Source organism: Nocardia citri (assembly GCF_054065835.1).
Genome location: NZ_JBSUQM010000018.1, coordinates 24618 through 45601 on the forward strand (window position 1 = coordinate 24618; position 20984 = coordinate 45601).

The window sequence follows — 20984 nt, forward strand, 5'->3', positions numbered from 1 at the left end:
TGCTGCCCGAACGGTGGGTTCGCAAGCTCGGCCCCCTCGCGCACGGGACGCGGAAATACGAGGTAGAGACCGAGTTGGGGGAAGCTTGACGCACGCGCGACTTGACCACATCGACGAAGAATCCGCGCGCGGCATCGTCCGTGCGCCCGACCTTGCCCGAGTCACGATTCTTGCGAAGCACACCCAGGTGGATATGGCGATCCCGGTCGATGTGCCGGTCGCGCTGGTGATTCCGAGTGTCGTCGATATGGTCGCTCAACACAGCCGAACCAACGACTTCGACAATGAGGGCGAGCGCTTCGAACCCGCCGAATGGGTGCTGGCCCGAATCGGCCATCCGCCCTTCTCCAATTCGCTGAGCCTCGGTGAGCACGGCGTGCGCGACGGCGAGCTGCTGATGTTGGAGAGCGCCTCGCATACCGCGCCGACGCCGCTGTTCGACGACATCATGTACAACGTCGCGATCGCCGACGCCGACCATTACCGCAGCTGGACACCGAAGGTCGCGCGAATCACCGGTTCGGTGCTCGCCGCGCTCACCATGATCGTCGGCTGCCTCGGTCTGCTGCTGTCCAAGGACGCGCTGCCGGGCTGGGTGAGCGGTTCACTCGCATTGGCCGTGGCGATTCTGCTCGTGGTCGCGGGCATGGTGCTCAGCCGGATGTACGGCGATACCTCGACCGCGCTGGTACTCGGCGGCTGTGCGCTGCCCGCCGCATTCACCGCCGGAATGCTTTATGTCCCAGACGATTACGGCTGGGCACATCTGCTGCTCGGCTCGGTATTGGTCGGTGCGACAGCGGTGCTCGCGTGGCGCGTCACCGGCGTCGGACTCGCGCTGTTCATCGGCGCGGCCACGCTCGCGGTGTACGCGGTACCGGCCGCGCTGGTCGGCATGCTGACCGACCAGCCCGAGAAGGCCATCGGCGCCGTCGTCGCCGCGCTCGGACTCGCGGGACTTTCGCTCTCGCCACGGGTTTCGATGCTGCTGGCCAAGCTGCCGCTGCCGCCGGTGCCCTCGCCCGGCACCCCGATCGATCCGACCGAGGACGATCCCGACGATCACCGCGCCCTGCCGACCATGGAAGTGCTGCGGGTGAAATCGGAGCGGGCCCGCATGTATCTCGCCGGACTCGTCGCGGCCACCACGCTGCTCTCGGTGGCGGGTGCGTTGGCATCCACCGATCCCGGGGCCGGCGATCCGTACTGGCCGGGAATCGCGCTCGCGCTCGTCACCGCCGTGGTGCTGATGTTTCGCAGCCGGACCTACGCGGGTGCGGAACAGGCCGTGGTGCTGATCGCGGGCGGCGCGGCGATCGTGCTGATCATGATGGTCGGCGTAGCCATCGGCATGGAGCAGCCGTTGGCCGTTTTCGGGGCGGCGATGGTGGTGCTGATCGCCGCGCTGATTCTCGGCATCATCATTCCGAATCAGTCCGCGACACCGCCGATGCGCCGCGGCGTCGAATTGCTTGAGTACGCGTTCGTGGCGGCCGTGCTGCCGCTGGTGTTCTGGGTGGCCTCGCTCTACTCGCTCGTTCGCGGGCTTTGAGCGAGCGCGGCGAGTGAACAGTTACCACAGCCAGCAGCCTGGTCATGCCGGAGCCCGGCACCAGCGAGGCGCAGGCATGAACAGACAAATGCGCATCGCGGCAGCGGCCGTGGCGTTGGGCCTGAGCGCGTCGTTGGGTCTCGGTGCCGGTACGGCTTGCGCTGATCATCCGCCCGCGGTGAATCCCGGGCTGCTTCCCGCGGGCGATCCGGCCGCGCCGCCCGAAAAGACCGAGCGGCCGGCGAATTCCGATTGTTCGAATACGATGTCGGGCGGTGAGGGCGCGACGATTCCCACCGCACAGCGCTCACTCGATCTGGACAGCGCGTGGCGGTTCTCCAAGGGCGCGGGCCAGACCATCGCGGTCATCGATACCGGTGTCGCGCGACATCCCCGCCTGCCGGGACTGATCGCAGGTGGCGACTTTGTGGCGAATGCGGGTGACGGCACCGAGGACTGCGATGGGCACGGCACCTTTGTCGCGGGTCTGATCGCCGCTTCGAAGATCGACGGTCAGGGGTTCTCCGGTGTCGCGCCGGAAGCGCGGATCATGACCATCCGCCAGACCAGCAAGATGTATCAGAAGGAAGGCCGGTCCAGGGAGCGCAATCCCGAGGACCTGCCCGAGGGCTACGGCAATCTGGCGACCATGGCCTCGGCGATCCGGCGCGCGGCCGATGCGAACGTGAGCGTCATCAATATCTCCGAGGTGTGGTGCGGCTCGTCCAATGACGTCGACGGATCCGTCGGCGCGGCAGTGCGATACGCGACGCTGGAGAAGAACGTCGTTGTGGTCGTGGCGGCTGGAAACCAGGACGGCTCCTGCAAGACCGAACAGCAGATCATTGATCCGCTGCATCCTTCTGCCGATCCGTGGAGCAATGTCAAGGTCAATGTGAGCCCGGCGCGCTGGGATGACTATGTGCTCTCGGTGGGTTCGATCGATTCGAACGGCGCACCGTCGAAGTTCACCGTGCCGGGACCGTGGGTGAGTGTGGCCGCGCCGGGCGAGAATATGACTTCGCTCGACCCCCGTGGGACCGGGACCGCCACGGGCACCGTGAACCAGCAAGGGCAGCAACAGGCGATGAGCGGAACCAGCTTCGCGACACCGCTGGTTTCCGGTGTGGTCGCGCTGGTACGAGCCCGCTTCCCAGATATGAGTGCGTTGGATGTGGTCAAGCGGATACAGGCCACCGCGCACGCGCCGGCCGCAGGATGGAGTCCGTATATCGGCTACGGCGCTGTCGATCCGGTCGCGGCACTGACCGCTGAGGTAGGCAGCGAGCCGCTGCCGCCCAAGGGGCCGAGCACAGCCAAGAGTGCCCAGCTCGCGGTGCCGAAACCGGCTCCCCCGCCGGACAATCGAGCCCGCAATGTGGCGCTGATCGGCACCGGGATCATCGGGAGCCTTTTGGTGCTCGGCTACCTCGCCTCATTTCCGATCCGCCGCCGCTTCGGGGTCAGCTCGGACGATATGTAGCGTCGTCGCGGCAGACGGCGGTACCCAGGGTGTCGCACCCGATCGATACAGGTAGTTCCCATGGTTCAGACGAGCGCACCACCATCGGAAGGCAGCAGACCGACCCGTACACGAAACTGGGAGCGCGCGACCGACGCTCGGCATCGGCTGATCAGCTTCGCCACCGGCACACGACCAGTTGGGTCATGGAGCAACTGAAGGCCGTCGAGGTGACCGCCGACCGCACTGAAGAGACGAGATCACGGTGCTGATCGACGAAATCCGCGCGCTACACAGCGAAGTCGCCGAGTTGCGCGCGGCCTCGAAGCCGAGGACTGACTCAATTCGCTGAGGCGACGGGCGATTTCGACGGTGACGGATCCGCGGCCACGCCATCGTGCGCGACCATGGCATCCGCGCGGGACATGCTCGGACCGGCCGCGAGGAGGCCGACGATCGGCCAGGGTGCGGGTTCGGCCTTGGTGCCCGATTCCGAATCCATGCCGAGCGCCTTTTCCGCATCGGAGTCCTTGATGCCGTAGCGGACACCGGTATCGGCGACGTAGAACTTGCTGTCCTTGCGGCGGCTGTCGGGTTCGATACCGGTGGTCTGGACGAAGGCGCCGGTGCCCGGCGGGATGTAGACCGAATCGGCGTTGGCACCGGAGCCGTCGGCTTGGGCCAGCGGTACGAGTTTGGCGTTATCCGGAATCGGCAGTGCGACACCGGTGATTATCGAGAGTTCGGCCCGGTTGCCGCCATCCTTGTTCTCCGCAGCCGCGGCCAGCGGCTTCCACGACAGGCAGCTGACGGGATCATCCTTGGCCTGGATCAGCGATGGAGCGGACTGCGGATAGTCACCGACCGGCAGCGCCCGCGAGACATCCGCGCGGGTGCGCTCGATCTGTTCGATCCAACTGCTGGTGGCCGCGGTCGGGTTGCTATTGCGGATGATTTCGGCGGTCACCCGAGAGATCGGCTGCAGACCATCCCACAGAACCACATAGTTCAGGTCGGGCTCGCTCGGCACCTGCACCACGTCGCCGATCCGGTGGCCGCTGACCGAGTAGGTCACCGAGCCGCCCGGGTTATCGATATGCGGCGGAATGATCGGCAGCACTTCGGGAATCGTATTGAGCAGGCCCTCGCCGATCGGCCGGGCGGCAGTGCCGGTGATCTTCAGCGCGTCGGTGACGGCGCGATCCTTGAGGTTGACGCGGGCTCGCTTACCGTCGTAAATCAGATACGCCGAGTCCTTGCCCTGGACCAGAAGTGCCCGGTCCTTACCCATCACCGATGCCTTCTCACCGAGCGAGAGACTTCCGGCGAGCACCGAGGTGGTGAGGTCTTTGCTGCCGTCGACCTTCATCTGGTCGCAGACGGTCCAGATCCGGCCCTTGCCGTCCTTGTCGAAATGCAACGAAGAGGGTGCGCCCGGAATACCGATCAGCTGGCCGCGCGCCTTCTTGCCGATCTCGGATTCCTTGACGATGACGGCCTTTTCCGGCGATCCCGCGGCCAACCGGGCCGAAGCGAGATTCAGCGTCGGATGCACAACATCGTTGATCACCACGTATACGGCGCCGGATTCCTTGCCGATCAGGATCTTGTTGCTGCCGATCTTGTCCTGCGGACGCAGCAGCGCGAGCACACCACAACCGGCCAGCACCACGATGGCCATGATCAAACCGGCCGCGTAGGCACGGGACTGGGAGCGCATCGGATCGTGCAGCATGCGCACGTCCCGGCGGACCAGTGCGTGTTCCATCCGGCGGACCAGGAAGCGGTAACCGCTCACCTGCCAGCGTGTAGTGGGTTTTGAAGGCATGTTTCCCTCCCCGAACAATGCTCGCGTTCGCCGAACACAGTACAGTTCCCGAGGACTATTGTTCAGCTCGGCCGCTGCGATACGGCCGATACCGGGTACTTGGGGGACGACGATGGCCGAACAAGCCGGCGCGGGACCACGCCCGCTGCTCGGGCGCATCTCACTACCGAATCTGCTGATCGCGCAGGTGATCGGGCTTGTTGCCGGACTGCTCGCCCTGTTGCTCGGGCTAGGCGTGTGGCCCGCGTTGGGCGTCGCGGTTGTCGTCGGACTGCTGCCACTGATCCCCGTCGCCAAACGCACCATCCTGGACTGGATCGCCACCTGGTGGCGTTATGTCACCCACCGCGATTACCAGCTCGGGGACACCGTCGACTTCCGTGGCTCGGACGGGCGTTCGCTCGGGCTGTACTGGCAAGGCAGCCGGGTCGTCGCGGTCGTCGAGGTACTGGCCCCGAAGGGCGGGCTGACCCGGATTGCCCGCACCACGGTGCACGCCTCCCATCTGCTGCCGCTGCCCGAATTGGCGAAATGCCTGAACCAGCACGACATTCTGCTCAGCGGTATCGACATCATCAGTCACGGCTACCGCAGCCGCTCCGGTACGCCCGCGGGCACGATCTACGAGTCGCTGCTCGGCCCGCTGCCCGCGACCGCGCACCGAAATGTGTGGCTCGCCATCAGCTTCGATGCGATCGCCTGCCCTGAGGCCGCGGCCCGGCGCGGTGGCGGCAGTGAGGGTGCCTCACGCGCGGTAACCATTGCGACGCAACGCATTATGCGCACCCTCGAAGACGCCGACTGCAGCGCACGAATCCTCACCGCGCCCGAGATCCGCAAGGCGGTGCTGCAGGTCACGCAGGGCTTCGATCCGCGCACGCTGACCCATCGCTGGCGCCACGCCGAAATCGGCAACAGTGTGAATATCGGTAGCGCGGTCGACCCGAAGCGGCTCGGTTCGGATCTGCTCTCCCAGCTGTGGGTCGCGCCGTCGCGCGGTACGACCGTCGCGGTGCGGCTGCGTCCCGGTAATTCGGCCGAATCTGTGAGCATCGGCGCGGCCTGGCGGCTGACCACGCGCGAACTGCCGGAGCGCACCAAGCTCAAAGGCCTGATATCGATGAACGGGCGGCAGCGCGATGGCCTGCTCGCGCATCTGCCGCTGGCCATTCCGGATCTGGACGACGCCGTCCCAGTGACCGAATACCCGATCGATGTGATCGGCGCACTGCATCTGCCGTCGTCGGGATGCGGTCAGCTGATCGGGTCGGATGACGAGGCTCAGGGCGTCGCGGTTCGTATCGTCGGTACCGGTATCTCGACGGTGTATGTGGCCGGTGAGCTGTATCTGGCGCAGCAGTTGGTATTCCGCGCGTTGGCGGTCGGCGAACGTATCCTGATCCGTACCGATCGGGCGCATGCCTGGGAGAACCTGGTGACCACCATCGGGAATCCGGAGCGGCTGCAGATCGCGGTGGAGACGCACCAATCCGATGCCGGATTCACCGCGACCGTGGTCGACGGTGTGCTGGCGCCCGCGCCGCACGCGGGTGTCACGACCATCTATGTGACCGGAGATCCGATGGGCTGGCCCGCGACCCGCCCGGACCTGTCGATCCACCAGCCGGGGGCCATCGGGAACCATGTGGTGCTGCGGACCGGGACTACTCAGGTCGATCTCACGCTGGTATCGATTCCGCGCGAGGCGACGTATATCGGGCATCCGCGGGGGCGTAGGGCTATGGCTGAGAGTCAGCAGTAGCGGTCGGGTTTCGTTGCGCGGCAATGGGGTTGATCGGCCGCTCCGAGCGTCCACTGCCCGCACCGCTATCCGGCCGCGCGGATCGCGGCCGGCACAGTCGATTCGCAGATTGTGGTCCGCGAATCCGCCCCACGGTCCCAAGCGTGCGGGGTGGTCAGCCCGGGTAGGGGTCTATGGCACGGGCGGAGCGGAGAGTTCTTGCCCACCAAGCCAATTGGCGGATCATCCGATCGGCGGCGTCAATGGCGGCACCGTCCTGGGTGTTGCCGGATTCGTCGAACCGCCTTTTGGCCTGGTGGAAGCTGACGGTTTCGCGGATGGAGACCATGTGGATTTCCGCGACCACCTGGCGGAGTTGTTCGACGGCGCGCAGACCGCCGGAGAGTCCACCATAGGAGACGAAGCCGATGGGTTTGGCGCGCCATTCGTGTTTGGCGTTGTCGAAGGCGGTTTTCAGGGACGCCGGGTAGCCATGGTTGTACTCGGAGGTGACGGCGACGAAGGCGTCGGCGGCTGCCAGGCGCTGGCGAAATGCCTCGACCTCAGGGGTGACGGTCAGGTCCGTCGGCAGTGGGGTGGTGATGAGATCGATGACGCCGGTATCGAATTCCGGGGTCGCCCGGACCGTGCGCAGGAACCAGTCGGCAACCACCGGAGCGAATCGCTCGGGGCGCGTGCTGGCCACGATGACCTCTAGCCGTAGCGGAGTATCCACTGGGCGAGCGTAACTCCGGGTGGCGACGGTACGGCCGAGGCGGGTGCCTTCATTCGCCGGATGCCTCGACGCTCGGCTCGGTGATTCCCAATGATGGACCGGCTTCGGTGATCGCACGCGCTGCGACGCTGGCGGGAACGGCACGCATTCTCGCCCTTCGTCGCCGAGGGCATTCTCGACGAATCCCCGGTCTACCCCACCGTGCAGGAGGTAACCGGCTGCGAACCGCGCGCCTTCGACCAGTGGGCGCACGCACAGCCGAAGCGCTCGTGCGTGCGAAAGCGCGACCGATCGCCATACCCGCCTCGCCGAACTGAACACGGTCCGCTGACCGTCCAGCGCTCAACACTGCGCTGTCTGGGCAGACGCAGCGTGCCGATGCTGCGGAGTCTGTGCTGACCGTCTTCGGGTCTTACCCGATATGCATTGGCTATCAGCGGTGATCGTGACGTAGATTCGAATTCGGGAGGGGAACGAAGTGATCATCGAGCGCTGGCTATTGATCGAAACGCTCGGCCGTGTCGATAACTGGTCGGTGTTGGCCATTGGTACAACGCCGCGGGAATGGAAGTCGGTTCAGCGGGCCGTGCCCGGTCGGTTGCAGCCGCTCGTCGCCGCGGCGTATACGAGTGGATCGGTCGTGGATCAGGTGCTGCCGACCTCGCGGCAGGCCTGGTCGGGGCAGTATTTGCGGGCGGTGCCACTATTGGGTCCGGATGAACAGGTGTACGCGATCCACTTGTGGGTCGGCCCCGGAGATCCCCCGCCCGCACCGGGAGTCGCGCCGTTTCTCGTCGATGCGCGCACACGCGGCGTGCAGACGCGGCTGCGCGACCTCGGTCCGGATTTCGCGCCCAACCGCACCCACTGGGTCGGTGCCGAAATCTTCGAGATGGTCGAACGATTCGACGGCGCTCTGGATCTCGTCGCGAACCTGATGCGATCCGAACCCGATTCCCGGTGGCTTGGGACGGCAACCGTGCACTCGAAGCCGGGACCGCGTTCCCTGCTGGTGGCCACCCGCAACGCGGATACGCTCGCCGACCGGCACCGCTGGCGCGGCCTGGCCGTGGACGTCACCGAAAGCGTTGCACCGCAACGCAAATCCTTCGAGGCCATTGCACTCGATATGTTGCGCCGCGCCCAACCGAACCTCTACCTCGCGATCGTCGACACCGCCCAGATCCGCTTGATCCGCTGGGTTACCGAACCGGTTCCGACGATGCGCTGGGCCGGCACCGACGAACGCACCGTTCCCCATCCGACAGACCGAGCCCGAATCATCGAGGCCCGCAATGCAATGCGCTCCGGCGCGGCACACCACCAACTGCGCGCCGTCCGCCTGGCCAGCGAAACCAACGGCTGGATCGTCGCCGATCTGGAAATCTCCCCCCTCCCCGGCGGCACCCCCGATTCCCCCTCCCCCGACTTCGTCCTGGTCCAGCTCGGAATAGTGGAAAACCCCGGCCTGCCCTGATCACCTCGACCCCGGCACACGACTGACACCACCTCGCCGCACTACCCCCACCAGATGGAAAGCCGCTTCACATTCGACCCATCGCCCACGCCCTGGCGTCGTCGACGTGCGGCGGGCGTCACCGCTTTCACATCGGCGAGCTTGTCCCGGCCTCCGGTTTCGCCAACTCAGGCTGGGACGCAGGTGTCTTCATATTCGGCCCCGCGCTCTCGACCGTCGGCTTCGGTCGAGGCGCGGCCGGATTCACGTTCGGACTCGGCACATCGGGGTGTTCGGAACGTACGATCGGCGCCGCGGGCCGCGGATCCGAATGGGGGCCGCGAGCGGTCGCAGGCATGGGGGCGGCCCGCACCTGTAGTGGGGCGGACTCTCGTTGGGGTGTGGTGGTCTCGACTGCGGGGGCGGCGAGTTCGGTGAGGCCCTGGGCGGGGGAGATTTGGGCGGTGAAACCCAGTGTGCGCCTGGCTCGTTCGGGGTCGGCGGCGAGGTGGCGGGCGTCGGCGAGCTGGTAGCGGCCGGTGACGACAGGGGCCGGGCCGCCGCATGCTTTGGCCATGATCGAGGCGACTTCCCACATCGTGATCGGGTGGCCGGAGGCGATGTTCAGGGGCAGGAAGCCGGGTGGGCGGCGGTCGACGGCGGCTACGGTGGCGGCCACGATATCGTCGACGTGCACCACATCCCTGACCTGCCCGCCGTCCTCGCCGACCAACGGCGGGCGGCCCTGATCGAGTGCGGTGCGGAAATCACCGATGAAGCCGCCGCGCACACCCGGGCCGTAGCCGTTGTGGTACCGCAAAGCCGTGACGGCCGCGCCGGTGGCCAACCCCCAAGCGAGCGCATAGTTTTCCTGCGCCATTTTGCTGGCTCCGTAGAAGCCGCGCGGACGCAACGGCGCGTCCTCGGTGACCGGCTCCCAGGTGAGCAATTCCCCGGTGCGCGGTGCTACATGGTCGAACATGCCGCGATCCAAATCAGCTCGCCGTCGCAGGCCGGGATAGATGGGCCCGCTGTTCATTCCGCGGTAGCGCCCTTCGCCGTACACCACGATTGACGAGGCGAGCACCAGATGACGTACCTTCGCCCGCCCCATCACGTCGAGCAGTACCGCCGTCCCGAGATCATTGTGCACGGCGAATACCGCCGATTCGGGCGCGGAGGTGACGGCGGCGAGATGACACACCGTATCGATGCCGCGCAGCAACGGTTCGAGCGCATCGCCATCGCGCACGTCCACCAGCGAAACCCCATCCGGCACTGCCACATCCGGTCCGGGTAGATCGACTCCGACCACCTCGTGCCCGGCCGCGGCCAATGCCTGCCGCAACCGTGCTCCGATGAACCCGGCTGCCCCGGTGACCAGCACTCTCATCGCATCCACATCCCGCGTTCCGAACTCACCCAGCGGCCACCGGCCCGAGCTCACGGCAATTCGAACGGCAGCGACACTCCCGCATGGACACGGCAACGGTCGCAGGTATCGGTTCCGGTGACCGCCGAAACCGAGCGCCGGATCAACTCCTTGAACGGTCCGAGGTTCTTCTTGAATTCGGCGAAAACATCGACCGCGTGCACACCGTCGCCCTCCTCCAGACCCGCATCCAAATCGGTCACCAAAGCGACTGCGGCATAGCACATTTCGAGCTCACGAGCGAGCACCGCCTCGGGATGTCCGGTCATATTCACCAGTTCCCAGCCCTGTGCGGCGAACCAGCGGCTCTCGGCGCGGGTGGAGAAGCGCGGGCCCTGCACCACGACCATGGTTCCGAAGGATTTGATCGGTAGCACATCGGTCGCGGATTTCGTTGCCGCGGAGCGCAGTTCGTCGCAGTATGGGTCGGCGAAGGAGACGTGCACGCCACCGCCGTCGAAGTAGGTCTGCGGACGACCCGAGGTCCGGTCGACCAGCTGATCCGGCACGGCCACGGTCCCCGGCCCCCAGTCCGCGCGCAGGCTGCCGACCGCGCACGGCGCGAAAATCCGCCGCACCCCGATCGAGCGCAGCGCCCACATATTGGCCTGGTAGGGCAGCGTATGTGGCGCGAATTCGTGCTGTTTGCCGTGCCGGGGCAGGAAGGCCACCGGGCGACCCTCCACTTCGCCGACCGCGATCGGCGCGCTCGGCTTGCCGTAGGGCGTCTCGACCTCGACGGTGCTCGCCTCGTTATCGAAGAAATCGTAGAAGCCACTACCGCCGATCACGGCGAGCGCGGGCCGAACATCCAAACTCATGCACCGATTCTCCCGCTCGTCTCCGGTACCCGACCAGACGGGTCCACATCCGGCCAACCGGACCGTCGTTCATCATGACCTGAGTTGGCCGGGTTATGGAAGTGTCGGCGAGTTCGTCGCCTACGCGCGCCGGGGTGTGTTGACGGTGGGCAGCGGACTGGTCTTTACCTCGGGTCCGCTGGCGAAATCGGCGCTGGCGGTCGCCGGTCCCCGGGTGCCGTGCTCGCGATCCGGCTCGGCGGTGCGGCCGCGATCATGCTGACAATTGCGGCCCAGCACGCTGTGACCTGACAACCCCCTCGCGAAACTGTACCCTAGGGGGGTATTAATGGCCGGTGTAAAACCGGCTGCCGAGCAGCGAGGAGACAGTCGGTGACATCCACCCCGTCGCACAATGACACCGCGCCCGTGCCGGGCAGTGACTCGGCGGGCACCCACGACCATTCCGGCCACGGTTACATCACCGCCAAGGACGACTACCTCAAGCGTCTGCGTCGGATCGAGGGCCAGGCCCGTGGCCTGCAGCGCATGGTCGAAGAAGAGAAGTACTGCATCGATATCCTCACCCAGGTCTCCGCGATGACGAAAGCACTGCAGGCCGTCGCGATGGGCCTGCTGGAGGACCACATCAGCCACTGTGTGGTGGACGCGGCGCTCGCCGGTGGTCCCGAAGCCGACGCCAAGATCAAAGAGGCCACCGACGCCATCGCTCGCCTGGTGCGCTCCTGACGCTCACCCGTGTCGTCGTCGGTACACCGCAGCCGCACCCGGATGCAACGGGACGGAATCGGTTCCGATGAGCGAACGGGCGTCGAGGAACTGAGTGCCTGCCGCCTCGGTAGGCACCAGCTTATCCGCGCGGGAAACCAGCAGGTCGACGATCGCCCCGGCCGCCGCATCGGACATGGTCGCGGCGGCGAGCAGTAGATTCGCCACGCCCACGGTGCGGACCGAACGCCCGCTGTCATAGGCGTCGGCGGGAATTTCGACCAGATCGTAGAGATGTCCGAAGCGTTCCCGCATCGGCGCGGCCAACTCACCGAGTTCCACCAGCCGCAACCGCTGCGGCACATCGAGCGCGTCGGTCGGTACGCCGCCGGCCCATAGCAGCGCGTCCAGTTCGCCGGATTCCACACCGGCCACCGCATCTCGCAGTGGTCGATGCGAAATATTCACATCCGAAACGGGATTCACGCCCGCCGCCCAGAGCAGCCGCTCACCGGTCACCGCCGCGCCGGATCCAGCGGCGCCCAGATTTACTCGGGTCCCACGCAAATCGGTGACCTGCTGAATCGGCGCATCCGACCGCACGGCCAACTGCAGATAGTTCTCGTAGACCCGCCCGAGCGCTACCAACGCGGCCCGCTCACTCTGTACCGAATCCGCAAGCGTCAGTGCGGCATCCACCTGGCCGTTCGCCAACATCGCCAGATTTTCCTGCGACCCGGTCGTCGTCACCGGAGCGATCCGGACCGTCCCCTCCTCTTCGGCGACCGCAGCGAGCAGTTCCGCGAATGCGTGATAGAAGCCACCGACCTCGCCCGAGGCCAGCCGCACCAGCTCCGGGTCCGAACCACACCCGACGGCACCGGCGGCGATACCGAAGACGGTGAGCGCCAGGAACTTCCGCCGCCGCATCACGACCGCAGCGCCTGCGGCAGCCAGATCTGGATGGCGAGACCGTGCGGCTGCACCGGATGCACGGACAGCGTCCCGCCACGTGCTTGCGCCAGTGCCGCCGCGATCGGAAGGCCGAGCCCCGAACCGCCGGACGACGCGCCGGAGCCGCGAAAGAACCGGGTGGTCAGCTTATCGATCTCCGCGGGCTCCACACCGGCACCATCGTCACCGACGGTGACGGTCACCCAGCCCGGTTCGGCATCGATCACGATGACGGTCTGCGTGCCGGATCCGGCATATCTGCACGAATTGCTCAGCGGCACATCGAGAATCTGGGCGAGCACATCGGCGGAGACCGCGGTCTGGGCCTCGGTCACCTGCGGTGCCGCCCGCAATTGCTGCCCGGCGTTCGCATAGGCGCAGTACCAGGCGTCGACCCTATCGGCAGCCACCTGTACCGCATCGCAATGGTTGTCGTTGTCCGAAGGAGTGCGCGCGGCCTCGAAGGCGGCGGGTGTCTCGGCCACCGCCAAACTGAGCAGGCCATCGAGCAGCGCGGTCAGCCGTTCGACCTCCGCGCCCGCGCCACGGAAGGTGGCCGCAGCAGTGTCCGGCATGGCGAACTCCAGCGAGTCTAGACGAATTGTCAAGGCGGCGAGGGGATTACGCATGGCATGCGCGGTATCGGCGACCAACTGACGTTGCGCATCCGCCGAATCCGCGACGGCCAACGCCATGGCATCGAAGGATTCCGCGACCGCCCGCATCTCCGGCGGCCCGCCGTGGTGGCGGGCGATCGAGACGTGCGCGGCGGCCTCGGCGCGCGGTTTCGGCAGGGTCGCGGTCAATTCGGCAACCGCCTGCGACAGCGCCGCCAGCGGGCGCAGCACCCAGCGCGCCAGACTCAGCGCCAGGATGGTGAATACCACCATGGCCAGCACCGCTCCGACCGCGATCACCGCCCACGCACGGGCGATATCGCAGCGGGCGCGGCCCGTGGATGCCTCGATCACCACCGCACCGTTGACCTGCACCCCGGTACCGACGGGCCGGGCGATCAGCACCGTCGGGCGACTCCACGGGGTCAGCCGATAGACCGGCTGCGGCCGCTGATTGCGGCGAGCCGCGGCAACGGCCGCCTCGACGGGGTCCACGGACGCGTCCATGCCCGCATTCACCGTCCGCGTGCCGCGGGCATCGACCACCAGCACATTTTCTCCGAAGAGATCGTGGTAGCGCCCGGCCTCGTCGGCCAGTGCCCGGCTGTCGCCCTCGGCCACCGCGGCATCGGCGAGGCTGGCGAACCGGTCGGCATCGCCGGAGCGATCGGCCACGAACTCCTGGGTGCGGCTGGTCGCGAAGGTCAGCGAGAGCGGTACCGCGAAGGCGAATACCGCGATCGCCGCGAATACCGTCAGCGCGACGAGTAGTCGTCTGCGCATGCCGGGCTCCGCTCCTGTTAGGTCCGCTGGGCCGCCACGATCATTGGCCCCAGCGGTAACCGTAGCCGCGAATCGTTGTGATCAGCCCAGGTCGGTCCAATTTCGCGCGGAGCCCGGTCATATGCACATCCAGCGAGCGCGATACCGCGACGAACGCGTCACCCCAGATCCGATCCATCAGCTGCTGGCGGCTGACCGCGGCACCGGGCCGTTCCACCAGCGCCTCGACCAATTCGAATTCCTTCTGGGTCAATGCGATCGGCCGCCCGGCGACCTCGACCACCCGGGCCGCGAGATCGACCCGAACATCCCCGGTGACCACCTCGGCCCGCTCCGGCTGCGATCCGGCGGCCGCGCGGCGCACCACATTCTCCAGCCGGGCCATCAATTCCGCGATCCGCGGCGGCTTCACCAGATAATCGTCGGCCCCGCCGCGCAAGCCGCGCACGATCGAGCGTTCGTCGCTGCGTGCGGTCAGGATCAGTACCGGCACCGAACTCACCTCGCGCAGCTGGCGTAGCACGTGCAGACCGTCACCATCGGGCAGTCCGAGATCCAGGATGACCGCATCGTAACCGCGGTGCGCGGTAAGCAGATCGGCGCCGCGGCGCTTGCGCTCGGCCTGATAGCCGCGGGCGTTGAGGGCCTCTACCAGCGCGTCGCCTACACCGTCATCGTCCTCGACCACCGCCAGCCGCACACGCCGATCCTTCCACAGGGTCGCAGCGGCGTATGCGGTCGGGCCGTCAGGGTCGAGCCGCCGCGAGGCCACGGTCCGGCTCGGCGGCCGAGGTATCCGCCGTGGTGAGCGAAATATCGTGCGAGGCAGCGGCGTCGGCGTCGATGGCGGATCCGCTCGAGGTCTCCCGCATGAACCAGTAGGTCAGCAGCGAGATTCCGATGCATCCGGCGACGTACCAGAAGTACAGCGATTCATGGTTCGCCTGCTTCAGCGACAGCGCGATGGTTTCGGCCGTACCGCCGAAGATCGCGACGGTCAGCGCGTACGGCAGGCCGACGCCGAGCGCGCGGATCGTGGTCGGGAACAGCTCGGCCTTCACGATGGCATTGATCGAGGTGTAGCCGGTGATGATGACCAGCGCGCCCATCATCAGCGCCCACGCGGCGATCGGATTCCTGGTATGCGCGAGCACGGTCATGATCGGCACGGTGAGCAGCGTGCCGGCGACGCCGAAGAAGATCAGCAGCTTGCGGCGGCCGACACGGTCGGACAGCGCACCGGCCAGCGGCTGCAGCACCACGAAAACCAGCAGTGCGATGAAGTTGATCCACGACACCGTCGACTTGGAGATCCCCGAGGTATTGATCATGAACTTCTGCATGTACGTCGTGTAGGTGTAAAACGCGACGGTGCCACCGAGCGTCAGCCCGATCACCAGCAGACATTCCCGCGGATACCGCAACAGCATCCGCAGCGAACCGCGGGCGGACCGTTTCGCACCGGCGCCGCGCACCGCCGGAGCATGCTCGGCCTCGACCTCGGCCTCGAAGTGCTCTGATTCGTCCATGCTGCGCCGCAGCCACATCACCAGCAGCGCGGCCGCCGCACCGATCACGAACGGAATGCGCCAGCCCCAGTTGTTCATCTGCGCATTGCTCGAGAACTGCTGCAGCAGGATCTGCACGCCGAGTGCCACCAACTGTCCCGCGACCAACGTGACGTACTGGAAGCTCGAATAGAATCCGCGCTTACCGGTCGAGGCCACCTCGGATAAATACGTTGCGCTGGTCGCGTATTCGCCACCGACCGACAGGCCCTGCAACAACCGCGCCAGCAAAAGCAGTACCGGCGCGGCGATTCCGATCGTCTGGTATCCCGGCGTGGCCGCGATCAGCAGCGAACCTGCCGCCATCACCGTCACCGACAGCGTGAGCGCCGAGCGGCGGCCGAACTTGTCGGCGTAGCGACCGAGCGCCCAGCCACCGAGTGGCCGCATGAGGAAGCCGACCGCGAAAACTGCTGCGGTGGAAAGCAATTGCGCGGTCGAATCACCCTTCGGAAAGAACGACTTCGCGAAATATACGCTGAATGCGGCATAGACATACCAGTCATACCATTCGACGAGATTGCCGATGGAACCACGCAATACATTCGCGACCACCCGGCGTTCGCCGACAGGCTGTGTCGTAGTCACAAGACCTCCTTCTTCGACGCGGCCTTGCGTCGGTCGGAGACCAGTGTGTGCGCAGTCACAGCGCCGATGGAAGCGCCGGGCGCCCTTTCTAACGCTGTCTTAGGGCGATTACCGTCGGTTGTCCGCCGGAACCTCGGCGAACGAATCGGGAGAACCGACGGTCATCCCGTACTGAACCGACGACGCCCGGCGAAGGGCGGCGTCGTCTGCTCAGGTCGAGCTGTTCGGTCCACTTCAAGCGTCCCTCAGGACGAGCGGTCTGGTGTCTCCGGGGCCGCTCGCCGGCGCGGGTCTACTTCACGAGCAGCGGCGCCAGGGTGCGCAGCGTGGCGGCTTCGTCGGCGAGGACTTGGATCACCACGTGATCGGCACCTGCGGCCCGATGGGCCCAGAGGCGATCGACGACGGAATCCGCGTCGCCATGGGCTACCAGGGCATCGATGAGGCGGTCGCTTCCGGGTTTGGCGAGATCGCTGTCGGTGAAGCCGAGGCGGCGCAGGTTGGCGGCGTAGTTCTGCAGGTCGAGGTAGAACTCGACGCGCGGGCGGGCGGTGGCGCGGGCCCGAACCGGGTCGTCGTCGAGGACTACCTTGTGTTCGGTGGCCAGCAGCACACCCGCACCGAGCAGTGCACGGGCGCGCGCGGTGTGTTCGGGGGTGACGTTATAGGGCAGCGCGCCCGCGGACCGCTGCGCCGCCAGTCCCAGCACGCGCGGGCCCAGCGCGGCCAGCGCGCGATGCTCCTTGGGAACGCCCGCGGCATCCAATTCGTCGAAGTATTCGACCAGCGCCTCGTAGGGTTTGCGGTACTCGCCCTGATGTTCGGGATGGCCCGCACCGAGGCCGAGCAGGAACCGGCCCGGGAAGCGCGCATCGATCCGATGGAACGACTCCGCGACCCGCTTCGCGGGTGCCGTCCAGATATTCACGATGCTGGTAGCGACGGTGATCGACTCGGTCGCCTCCAGCAGCGACTCGATCACGGGTAACTCGGCGGGCGGGGACCCGCCGAGCCACAGCGTGCCGTAGCCGAGTCCTTCCAGGTCCTGCGCGTCCTGCGGGGTGAACGCCCCGTAGTAACGCCATACACCGAACTGTCCGAGATCTCCGATAGCCATGTCCCGAATGAACGAGGCCGCTGCCGTCCCTATTCCGTCCGGACCGCACTCCGATCCGAGACGGGCCGCGATATTTCGAGCCACCCATCAGCACTCTATATCGAGAGTGCTAACTTGGATGGTGCACAGCTTCCGGCGCCCGTCGCCGTGGCAGGCGCCGCCCCTAGTGAAACGGAGGTGATTGCTGTGCTCCGATTCGATCCATTCCATGACATCGACACCGTTGCCCGCCAACTACTCGGCGAATCCGTCGGATCGTCTCGCGTGCCACGATTCATGCCGATGGATCTGTTCAAGGCAGGCGATCATTACGTACTCAACGCCGACCTGCCCGGTGTGGACCCCGGCACTGTCGATGTGAGCGTCGACAACGGCACCCTCACCCTGCGCGCACAGCGCAGCCTGCCGAGTGACGAAGGCGTCCAATGGATTGCGTCCGAACGTTTCGCCGGCACCTATATGCGTCAGCTCAGCCTCGGCGACAATGTCGATGCCGACAAGATCAGCGCAACCTACAACAACGGCGTGCTCTCGGTGACGCTGCCGATCGCCGAGAAGGCCAAGCCGCGCCGCATCGAAATCTCCGGCTCCAGCCAGCCACGAACAATCGAGGCGGGTTCGTCCGGCTAATTCGGCGGGGTAATGCTCCCGCACCGTCACGCGCCCGCCGATTCGCGGTGCGGGAGCGACCCCGGTAATCAGTCGCCGCAGCAGCCTTGGGTTGGGACAGTACGCATTTCGCGAGTTTGGGCATTGCGCGCGGCGAGGTCGGCGGCGTCCGGATAGTCGACGGCGATGAGACTCAGACCGTGCGCGGGCGCCACGGTGACCGAGCTCGAGCGCTCGGTTTCGTCGAGCAGCGCGGCGACCCAGTCGGGCCTACGACGTCCCTCCCCCACCGCGAGCACCGCACCGACGAGGCTGCGCACCATGGACCAGCAGAACGCATCCGCGCTGACATAAGCGGTCAGCAGATCACCGTCGCGTTCCCAATCGAAGCACTGGAGCTCGCGAACGGTCGTCGCACCATCGCGGCGGCGGCAGAATGCGGCAAAGTTGTGCAGGCCCAACAGTTTTCGCGATGCCTCGCGCATGGTTTCGAGATCTACATCGTGGCGACAGGCGACAACGCTGCGGGCCTGCAGCGGCTGGGCCCCATAGGGTGCGGTGGTCAGCCGGTACGCATAGTGGCGGCGGATCGCTGAGAAGCGCGCGTCGAATTCTGGCGGGACGACACGAATATCCTTGATCCGCACGTCTTTCGGGAGAAACCGGGCCATGCGGTGGATGAGCTTGGCCGCATCCGGTTCGGAGCCGCTATCGAAATGCGCGACCTGCCCCTCGGCGTGCACACCGGCATCAGTGCGGCCCGCGACGGTCAATTGAATCGGTTCGCGCAGCACCTTGCTCAGCGACTCTTCGAGGACACCCTGTACCGTGCGCAGACCCGGTTGCCGCGCCCAGCCGATGAAATCCGTACCGTCGTAACTGATATCGAGCCGCACCCGGACCGTGTCGGCGTCGGACTCGGGCCCTGCGTCGACGTACGCGCCCCGCACGATCTCAGGAGCCGCCACAACTCCAGGAGTCTGCACGACCACACGGCCCTCCAAGCCCTCAGGTGCCTGCACGACTCCAGAGGCCTGCTCGACTCCGGGTGGCCGCATGACGCCCGGAACCCGCGCGACTCCGCGCGAATCCACCGGTGCGGACTCACCCGACACCGTCGAATCCACCGAATCCTCCTCGGTCACAGGCGATCTCCTAGTCGATACGAACACGGGCGGCGAAGCGACCAGAACCACTCACCACGCGAAATCCGATGTCGGCGTGGCGGTCTTGGATACGCACGAGCCCGCCGACCCTCAATGGGGGCGGCGGGCTCGTGCGAGAACCGAACGTCAGGCGTCCTTCTTGTCCTCAGCGGCCTCATCGGCAGCGGGAGCCTCGACCTCGACGGTCTCGGCGACGGCCTCGTCGGCCTTCTCCTCGACCACGGTCTCGGCAGCGGGCGCCTCGGTCTTCTTGGACGCGGCAACACGACGGGCGCGGTCGGCCTCGTTGGTCACGGTCTTCTCCCGGACCAGCTCGATGACCGCCATCGGCGCGTTGTCACCCTTGCGGGGCAGCGTCTTGGTGATGCGGGTGTAGCCACCCTCGCGGCCCTCGAACGAGGGACCGATCGAGGCGAAGAGCTCGTGGACGACATCCTTGTTGCGGATGACCTTGAGCACCTCGCGACGGTCGGCAAGGGTGCCGGCCTTCGCCTTGGTGACCAGCTTTTCGGCGTAGGGGCGCAGCGCCTTGGCCTTGGCCTCGGTGGTCGTGATCCGACCGTGCTCGAAGAGCGCCGTGGCCAGATTGGCGAAAATCGCCTTCTGGTGCGACGCCGACCCGCCGAAGCGGGCACCCTTCTTGGGCTTGGGCATTGTTTGTTCTCCTTAGAAGAGGCCGGGACCGGGGCGCCTACCCCGGCGGCCTAGAGCTGTTCGGTCTCGGCGTAGTCCTGCTCGCCGCCATCGGTGTCACTGAACGTGCCGCTGTCGCTCCACGTTCCGGTGCTCGCGTCGTAACCCACCACGGACGAAGGATCGAACGAGGCCGGGCTGTCCTTCAGCGAGAGGCCCAGCGCATGCAGCTTGACCTTGACCTCGTCGATGGACTTCTGGCCGAAGTTGCGGATGTCCAGCAGATCCGATTCCGTGCGGGCGACGAGCTCGCCGACCGTGTGCACGCCCTCGCGCTTGAGGCAGTTGTAGGACCGGACGGTGAGGTCCAGATCCTCGATCGGCAGACCGAACGAGGCGATGTGATCCGCCTCGGCCGGCGAGGGGCCGATCTCGATGCCTTCGGCTTCGACATTGAGCTCACGGGCCAGGCCGAAGAGCTCGACCAGGGTCTTGCCCGCGGAGGCGAGCGCGTCCCGGGAGGTGATGGAGTTCTTGGTCTCCACGTCCAGGATCAGACGGTCGAAGTCGGTGCGCTGCTCGACACGGGTGGCCTCCACCTTGTAGGTCACCTTGAGCACCGGCGAGTAGATCGAATCCACCGGAATCCGGCCGATTTCCGCGCCGGACGCCTTGTTCTGCACCGCCGGGACGTAACCGCGACCACGCTCGACGACGAGCTCGATCTCCAGCTTGCCCTTGTCGTTCAGGGTGGCGATGTGCATATCCGGGTTGTGCACGACAACACCGGCAGGCGGCACGATGTCACCCGCGGTGACCGTGCCCGGGCCCTGCTTGCGCACGTACATCGTGACCGGCTCGTCCTCCTCCGAGGACACGACCAGACCCTTGAGGTTCAGGATGATGTCGGTGACATCCTCCTTCACACCGGGAACGGTGGTGAACTCGTGCAGCACACCGTCGATACGGATGCTGGTGACCGCCGCCCCGGGAATCGAGGACAGCAGAGTACGCCGCAGCGAGTTGCCGAGTGTGTATCCGAAGCCCGGCTCGAGCGGTTCGATGGTGAACTTCGAGCGGTTCTCGGCGACGACCTCTTCGGTCAGCGTCGGACGCTGTGAAATCAGCATTAGGATCATCCTCCTGTACGGGCGCCCACTATTTGACGCCCACGTCTTGGGGGTTGTGCGTGATCGGCTGACCCTTTCGAGCG

The 20984-nt window shown here is 66.4% G+C and carries 17 protein-coding genes and 1 pseudogene; 6 read left to right on the forward strand and 12 right to left on the reverse strand.

The genetic code is table 11. The annotated features are described in order from the left end of the window. The first annotated feature begins 85 nt into the window (after window positions 1-85). Entirely contained in the window at window positions 86-1552 is a 1467-nt protein-coding gene (gene eccD / locus ACW2Q0_RS22125) for a type VII secretion integral membrane protein EccD (protein ID WP_457192805.1), read from the forward strand. A 76-nt stretch (window positions 1553-1628) separates the two neighbouring features. Continuing rightward, entirely contained in the window at window positions 1629-3035 is a 1407-nt protein-coding gene (gene mycP / locus ACW2Q0_RS22130) for a type VII secretion-associated serine protease mycosin (protein ID WP_457192806.1), read from the forward strand. Window positions 3036-3354: 319 nt separating this feature from the next. On the opposite strand, the gene eccB is transcribed toward mycP, so the two are convergent. Then, the gene (eccB, locus tag ACW2Q0_RS22135; RefSeq protein WP_457192807.1) at window positions 3355-4842 is read right to left on the reverse strand and encodes a type VII secretion protein EccB; all 1488 of its coding nucleotides are present in this window, start codon (window positions 4840-4842) and stop codon (window positions 3355-3357) included. Between the two features lie 112 nt (window positions 4843-4954). Between eccB and eccE the strand changes: the two genes are divergently transcribed. Continuing rightward, a complete protein-coding gene (gene eccE, locus ACW2Q0_RS22140; RefSeq protein WP_457192808.1) occupies window positions 4955-6604 on the forward strand; it encodes a type VII secretion protein EccE in 1650 nt (549 codons plus the stop codon). 154 nt (window positions 6605-6758) lie between these two features. On the opposite strand, the gene ACW2Q0_RS22145 is transcribed toward eccE, so the two are convergent. Then, on the reverse strand, window positions 6759-7319 hold the full coding sequence (locus ACW2Q0_RS22145) for an NADPH-dependent FMN reductase (protein WP_457192809.1): 561 nt from the start codon (window positions 7317-7319) through the stop codon (window positions 6759-6761). Window positions 7320-7797: 478 nt separating this feature from the next. Between ACW2Q0_RS22145 and ACW2Q0_RS22150 the strand changes: the two genes are divergently transcribed. After that, on the forward strand, window positions 7798-8796 hold the full coding sequence (locus ACW2Q0_RS22150) for a GAF domain-containing protein (protein ID WP_457192810.1): 999 nt from the start codon (window positions 7798-7800) through the stop codon (window positions 8794-8796). 388 nt (window positions 8797-9184) lie between these two features. Here ACW2Q0_RS22150 and ACW2Q0_RS22155 read toward each other — a convergent pair. Both ACW2Q0_RS22155 and ACW2Q0_RS22160 read right to left on the reverse strand, forming a co-directional pair. After that, window positions 9185-10168 (reverse strand): annotated as a pseudogene (locus tag ACW2Q0_RS22155) (NAD-dependent epimerase/dehydratase family protein); the annotation flags it as partial. A gap of 50 nt (window positions 10169-10218) precedes the next feature. Then, window positions 10219-11028 carry an S-methyl-5'-thioadenosine phosphorylase gene (locus tag ACW2Q0_RS22160; RefSeq protein ID WP_457192811.1) on the reverse strand — a complete coding sequence of 270 codons (810 nt, stop codon included), beginning with the start codon at window positions 11026-11028 and terminating at the stop codon, window positions 10219-10221. 408 nt (window positions 11029-11436) lie between these two features. Here ACW2Q0_RS22160 and ACW2Q0_RS22165 point away from each other — a divergent pair, with 408 nt between their 5' ends. Continuing rightward, window positions 11437-11757, forward strand: a complete 321-nt coding sequence (locus ACW2Q0_RS22165) for a metal-sensitive transcriptional regulator (RefSeq protein WP_457192876.1) — start codon at window positions 11437-11439, stop codon at window positions 11755-11757. A gap of 3 nt (window positions 11758-11760) precedes the next feature. On the opposite strand, the gene ACW2Q0_RS22170 is transcribed toward ACW2Q0_RS22165, so the two are convergent. From ACW2Q0_RS22170 to ACW2Q0_RS22190, 5 genes are all read right to left on the reverse strand, one after another. Continuing rightward, the gene (locus ACW2Q0_RS22170; protein WP_457192877.1) at window positions 11761-12666 is read right to left on the reverse strand and encodes a TAXI family TRAP transporter solute-binding subunit; all 906 of its coding nucleotides are present in this window, start codon (window positions 12664-12666) and stop codon (window positions 11761-11763) included. Continuing rightward, the gene (locus tag ACW2Q0_RS22175) at window positions 12666-14090 is read right to left on the reverse strand and encodes a sensor histidine kinase (RefSeq protein WP_457192812.1); all 1425 of its coding nucleotides are present in this window, start codon (window positions 14088-14090) and stop codon (window positions 12666-12668) included. The genes ACW2Q0_RS22170 and ACW2Q0_RS22175 overlap by 1 nt, the downstream gene beginning before the upstream one ends. Window positions 14091-14130: 40 nt before the next feature. Next, window positions 14131-14790: a response regulator transcription factor gene (locus ACW2Q0_RS22180; protein ID WP_420776945.1), complete on the reverse strand. Its 660-nt coding sequence runs from the start codon at window positions 14788-14790 to the stop codon at window positions 14131-14133. Between the two features lie 46 nt (window positions 14791-14836). Then, entirely contained in the window at window positions 14837-16246 is a 1410-nt protein-coding gene (locus ACW2Q0_RS22185) for an MFS transporter (RefSeq protein WP_457192813.1), read from the reverse strand. 292 nt (window positions 16247-16538) lie between these two features. Continuing rightward, entirely contained in the window at window positions 16539-17363 is an 825-nt protein-coding gene (locus ACW2Q0_RS22190; RefSeq protein ID WP_457192814.1) for an LLM class F420-dependent oxidoreductase, read from the reverse strand. 186 nt (window positions 17364-17549) lie between these two features. Between ACW2Q0_RS22190 and ACW2Q0_RS22195 the strand changes: the two genes are divergently transcribed. Beyond that, complete coding sequence (locus ACW2Q0_RS22195; protein ID WP_457192815.1) at window positions 17550-17993, forward strand: Hsp20/alpha crystallin family protein; 444 nt, start codon at window positions 17550-17552, stop codon at window positions 17991-17993. Between the two features lie 68 nt (window positions 17994-18061). Here ACW2Q0_RS22195 and truA read toward each other — a convergent pair whose 3' ends face one another. The 3 genes from truA to ACW2Q0_RS22210 form a co-directional block, all read right to left on the reverse strand. Next, window positions 18062-19117 (reverse strand): tRNA pseudouridine(38-40) synthase TruA, encoded by a 1056-nt coding sequence (truA, locus tag ACW2Q0_RS22200; protein WP_457192816.1) that lies wholly within the window; start codon window positions 19115-19117, stop codon window positions 18062-18064. A 147-nt stretch (window positions 19118-19264) separates the two neighbouring features. Then, a complete protein-coding gene (gene rplQ, locus ACW2Q0_RS22205) occupies window positions 19265-19792 on the reverse strand; it encodes a 50S ribosomal protein L17 (RefSeq protein WP_457192817.1) in 528 nt (175 codons plus the stop codon). A 50-nt stretch (window positions 19793-19842) separates the two neighbouring features. Next, on the reverse strand, window positions 19843-20901 hold the full coding sequence (locus ACW2Q0_RS22210) for a DNA-directed RNA polymerase subunit alpha (protein WP_457192818.1): 1059 nt from the start codon (window positions 20899-20901) through the stop codon (window positions 19843-19845). Between the last annotated feature and the right edge of the window lie 83 nt (window positions 20902-20984).

Bases quoted from the DNA above. Each gene is read 5' to 3' on its own strand.
- ACW2Q0_RS22190 (WP_457192814.1), bottom strand. From the start codon at position 17,363: ATGGCTATCGGAGATCTCGGACAGTTCGGTGTATGGCGTTACTACGGG.
- ACW2Q0_RS22170 (WP_457192877.1), bottom strand. From the start codon at position 12,666: ATGCGGCGGCGGAAGTTCCTGGCGCTCACCGTCTTCGGTATCGCCGCC.
- ACW2Q0_RS22210 (WP_457192818.1), bottom strand. From the start codon at position 20,901: ATGCTGATTTCACAGCGTCCGACGCTGACCGAAGAGGTCGTCGCCGAG.
- ACW2Q0_RS22175 (WP_457192812.1), bottom strand. From the start codon at position 14,090: ATGCGCAGACGACTACTCGTCGCGCTGACGGTATTCGCGGCGATCGCG.
- ACW2Q0_RS22160 (WP_457192811.1), bottom strand. From the start codon at position 11,028: ATGAGTTTGGATGTTCGGCCCGCGCTCGCCGTGATCGGCGGTAGTGGC.
- rplQ (WP_457192817.1), bottom strand. From the start codon at position 19,792: ATGCCCAAGCCCAAGAAGGGTGCCCGCTTCGGCGGGTCGGCGTCGCAC.
- mycP (WP_457192806.1), top strand. From the start codon at position 1,629: ATGAACAGACAAATGCGCATCGCGGCAGCGGCCGTGGCGTTGGGCCTG.
- eccB (WP_457192807.1), bottom strand. From the start codon at position 4,842: ATGCCTTCAAAACCCACTACACGCTGGCAGGTGAGCGGTTACCGCTTC.
- eccE (WP_457192808.1), top strand. From the start codon at position 4,955: ATGGCCGAACAAGCCGGCGCGGGACCACGCCCGCTGCTCGGGCGCATC.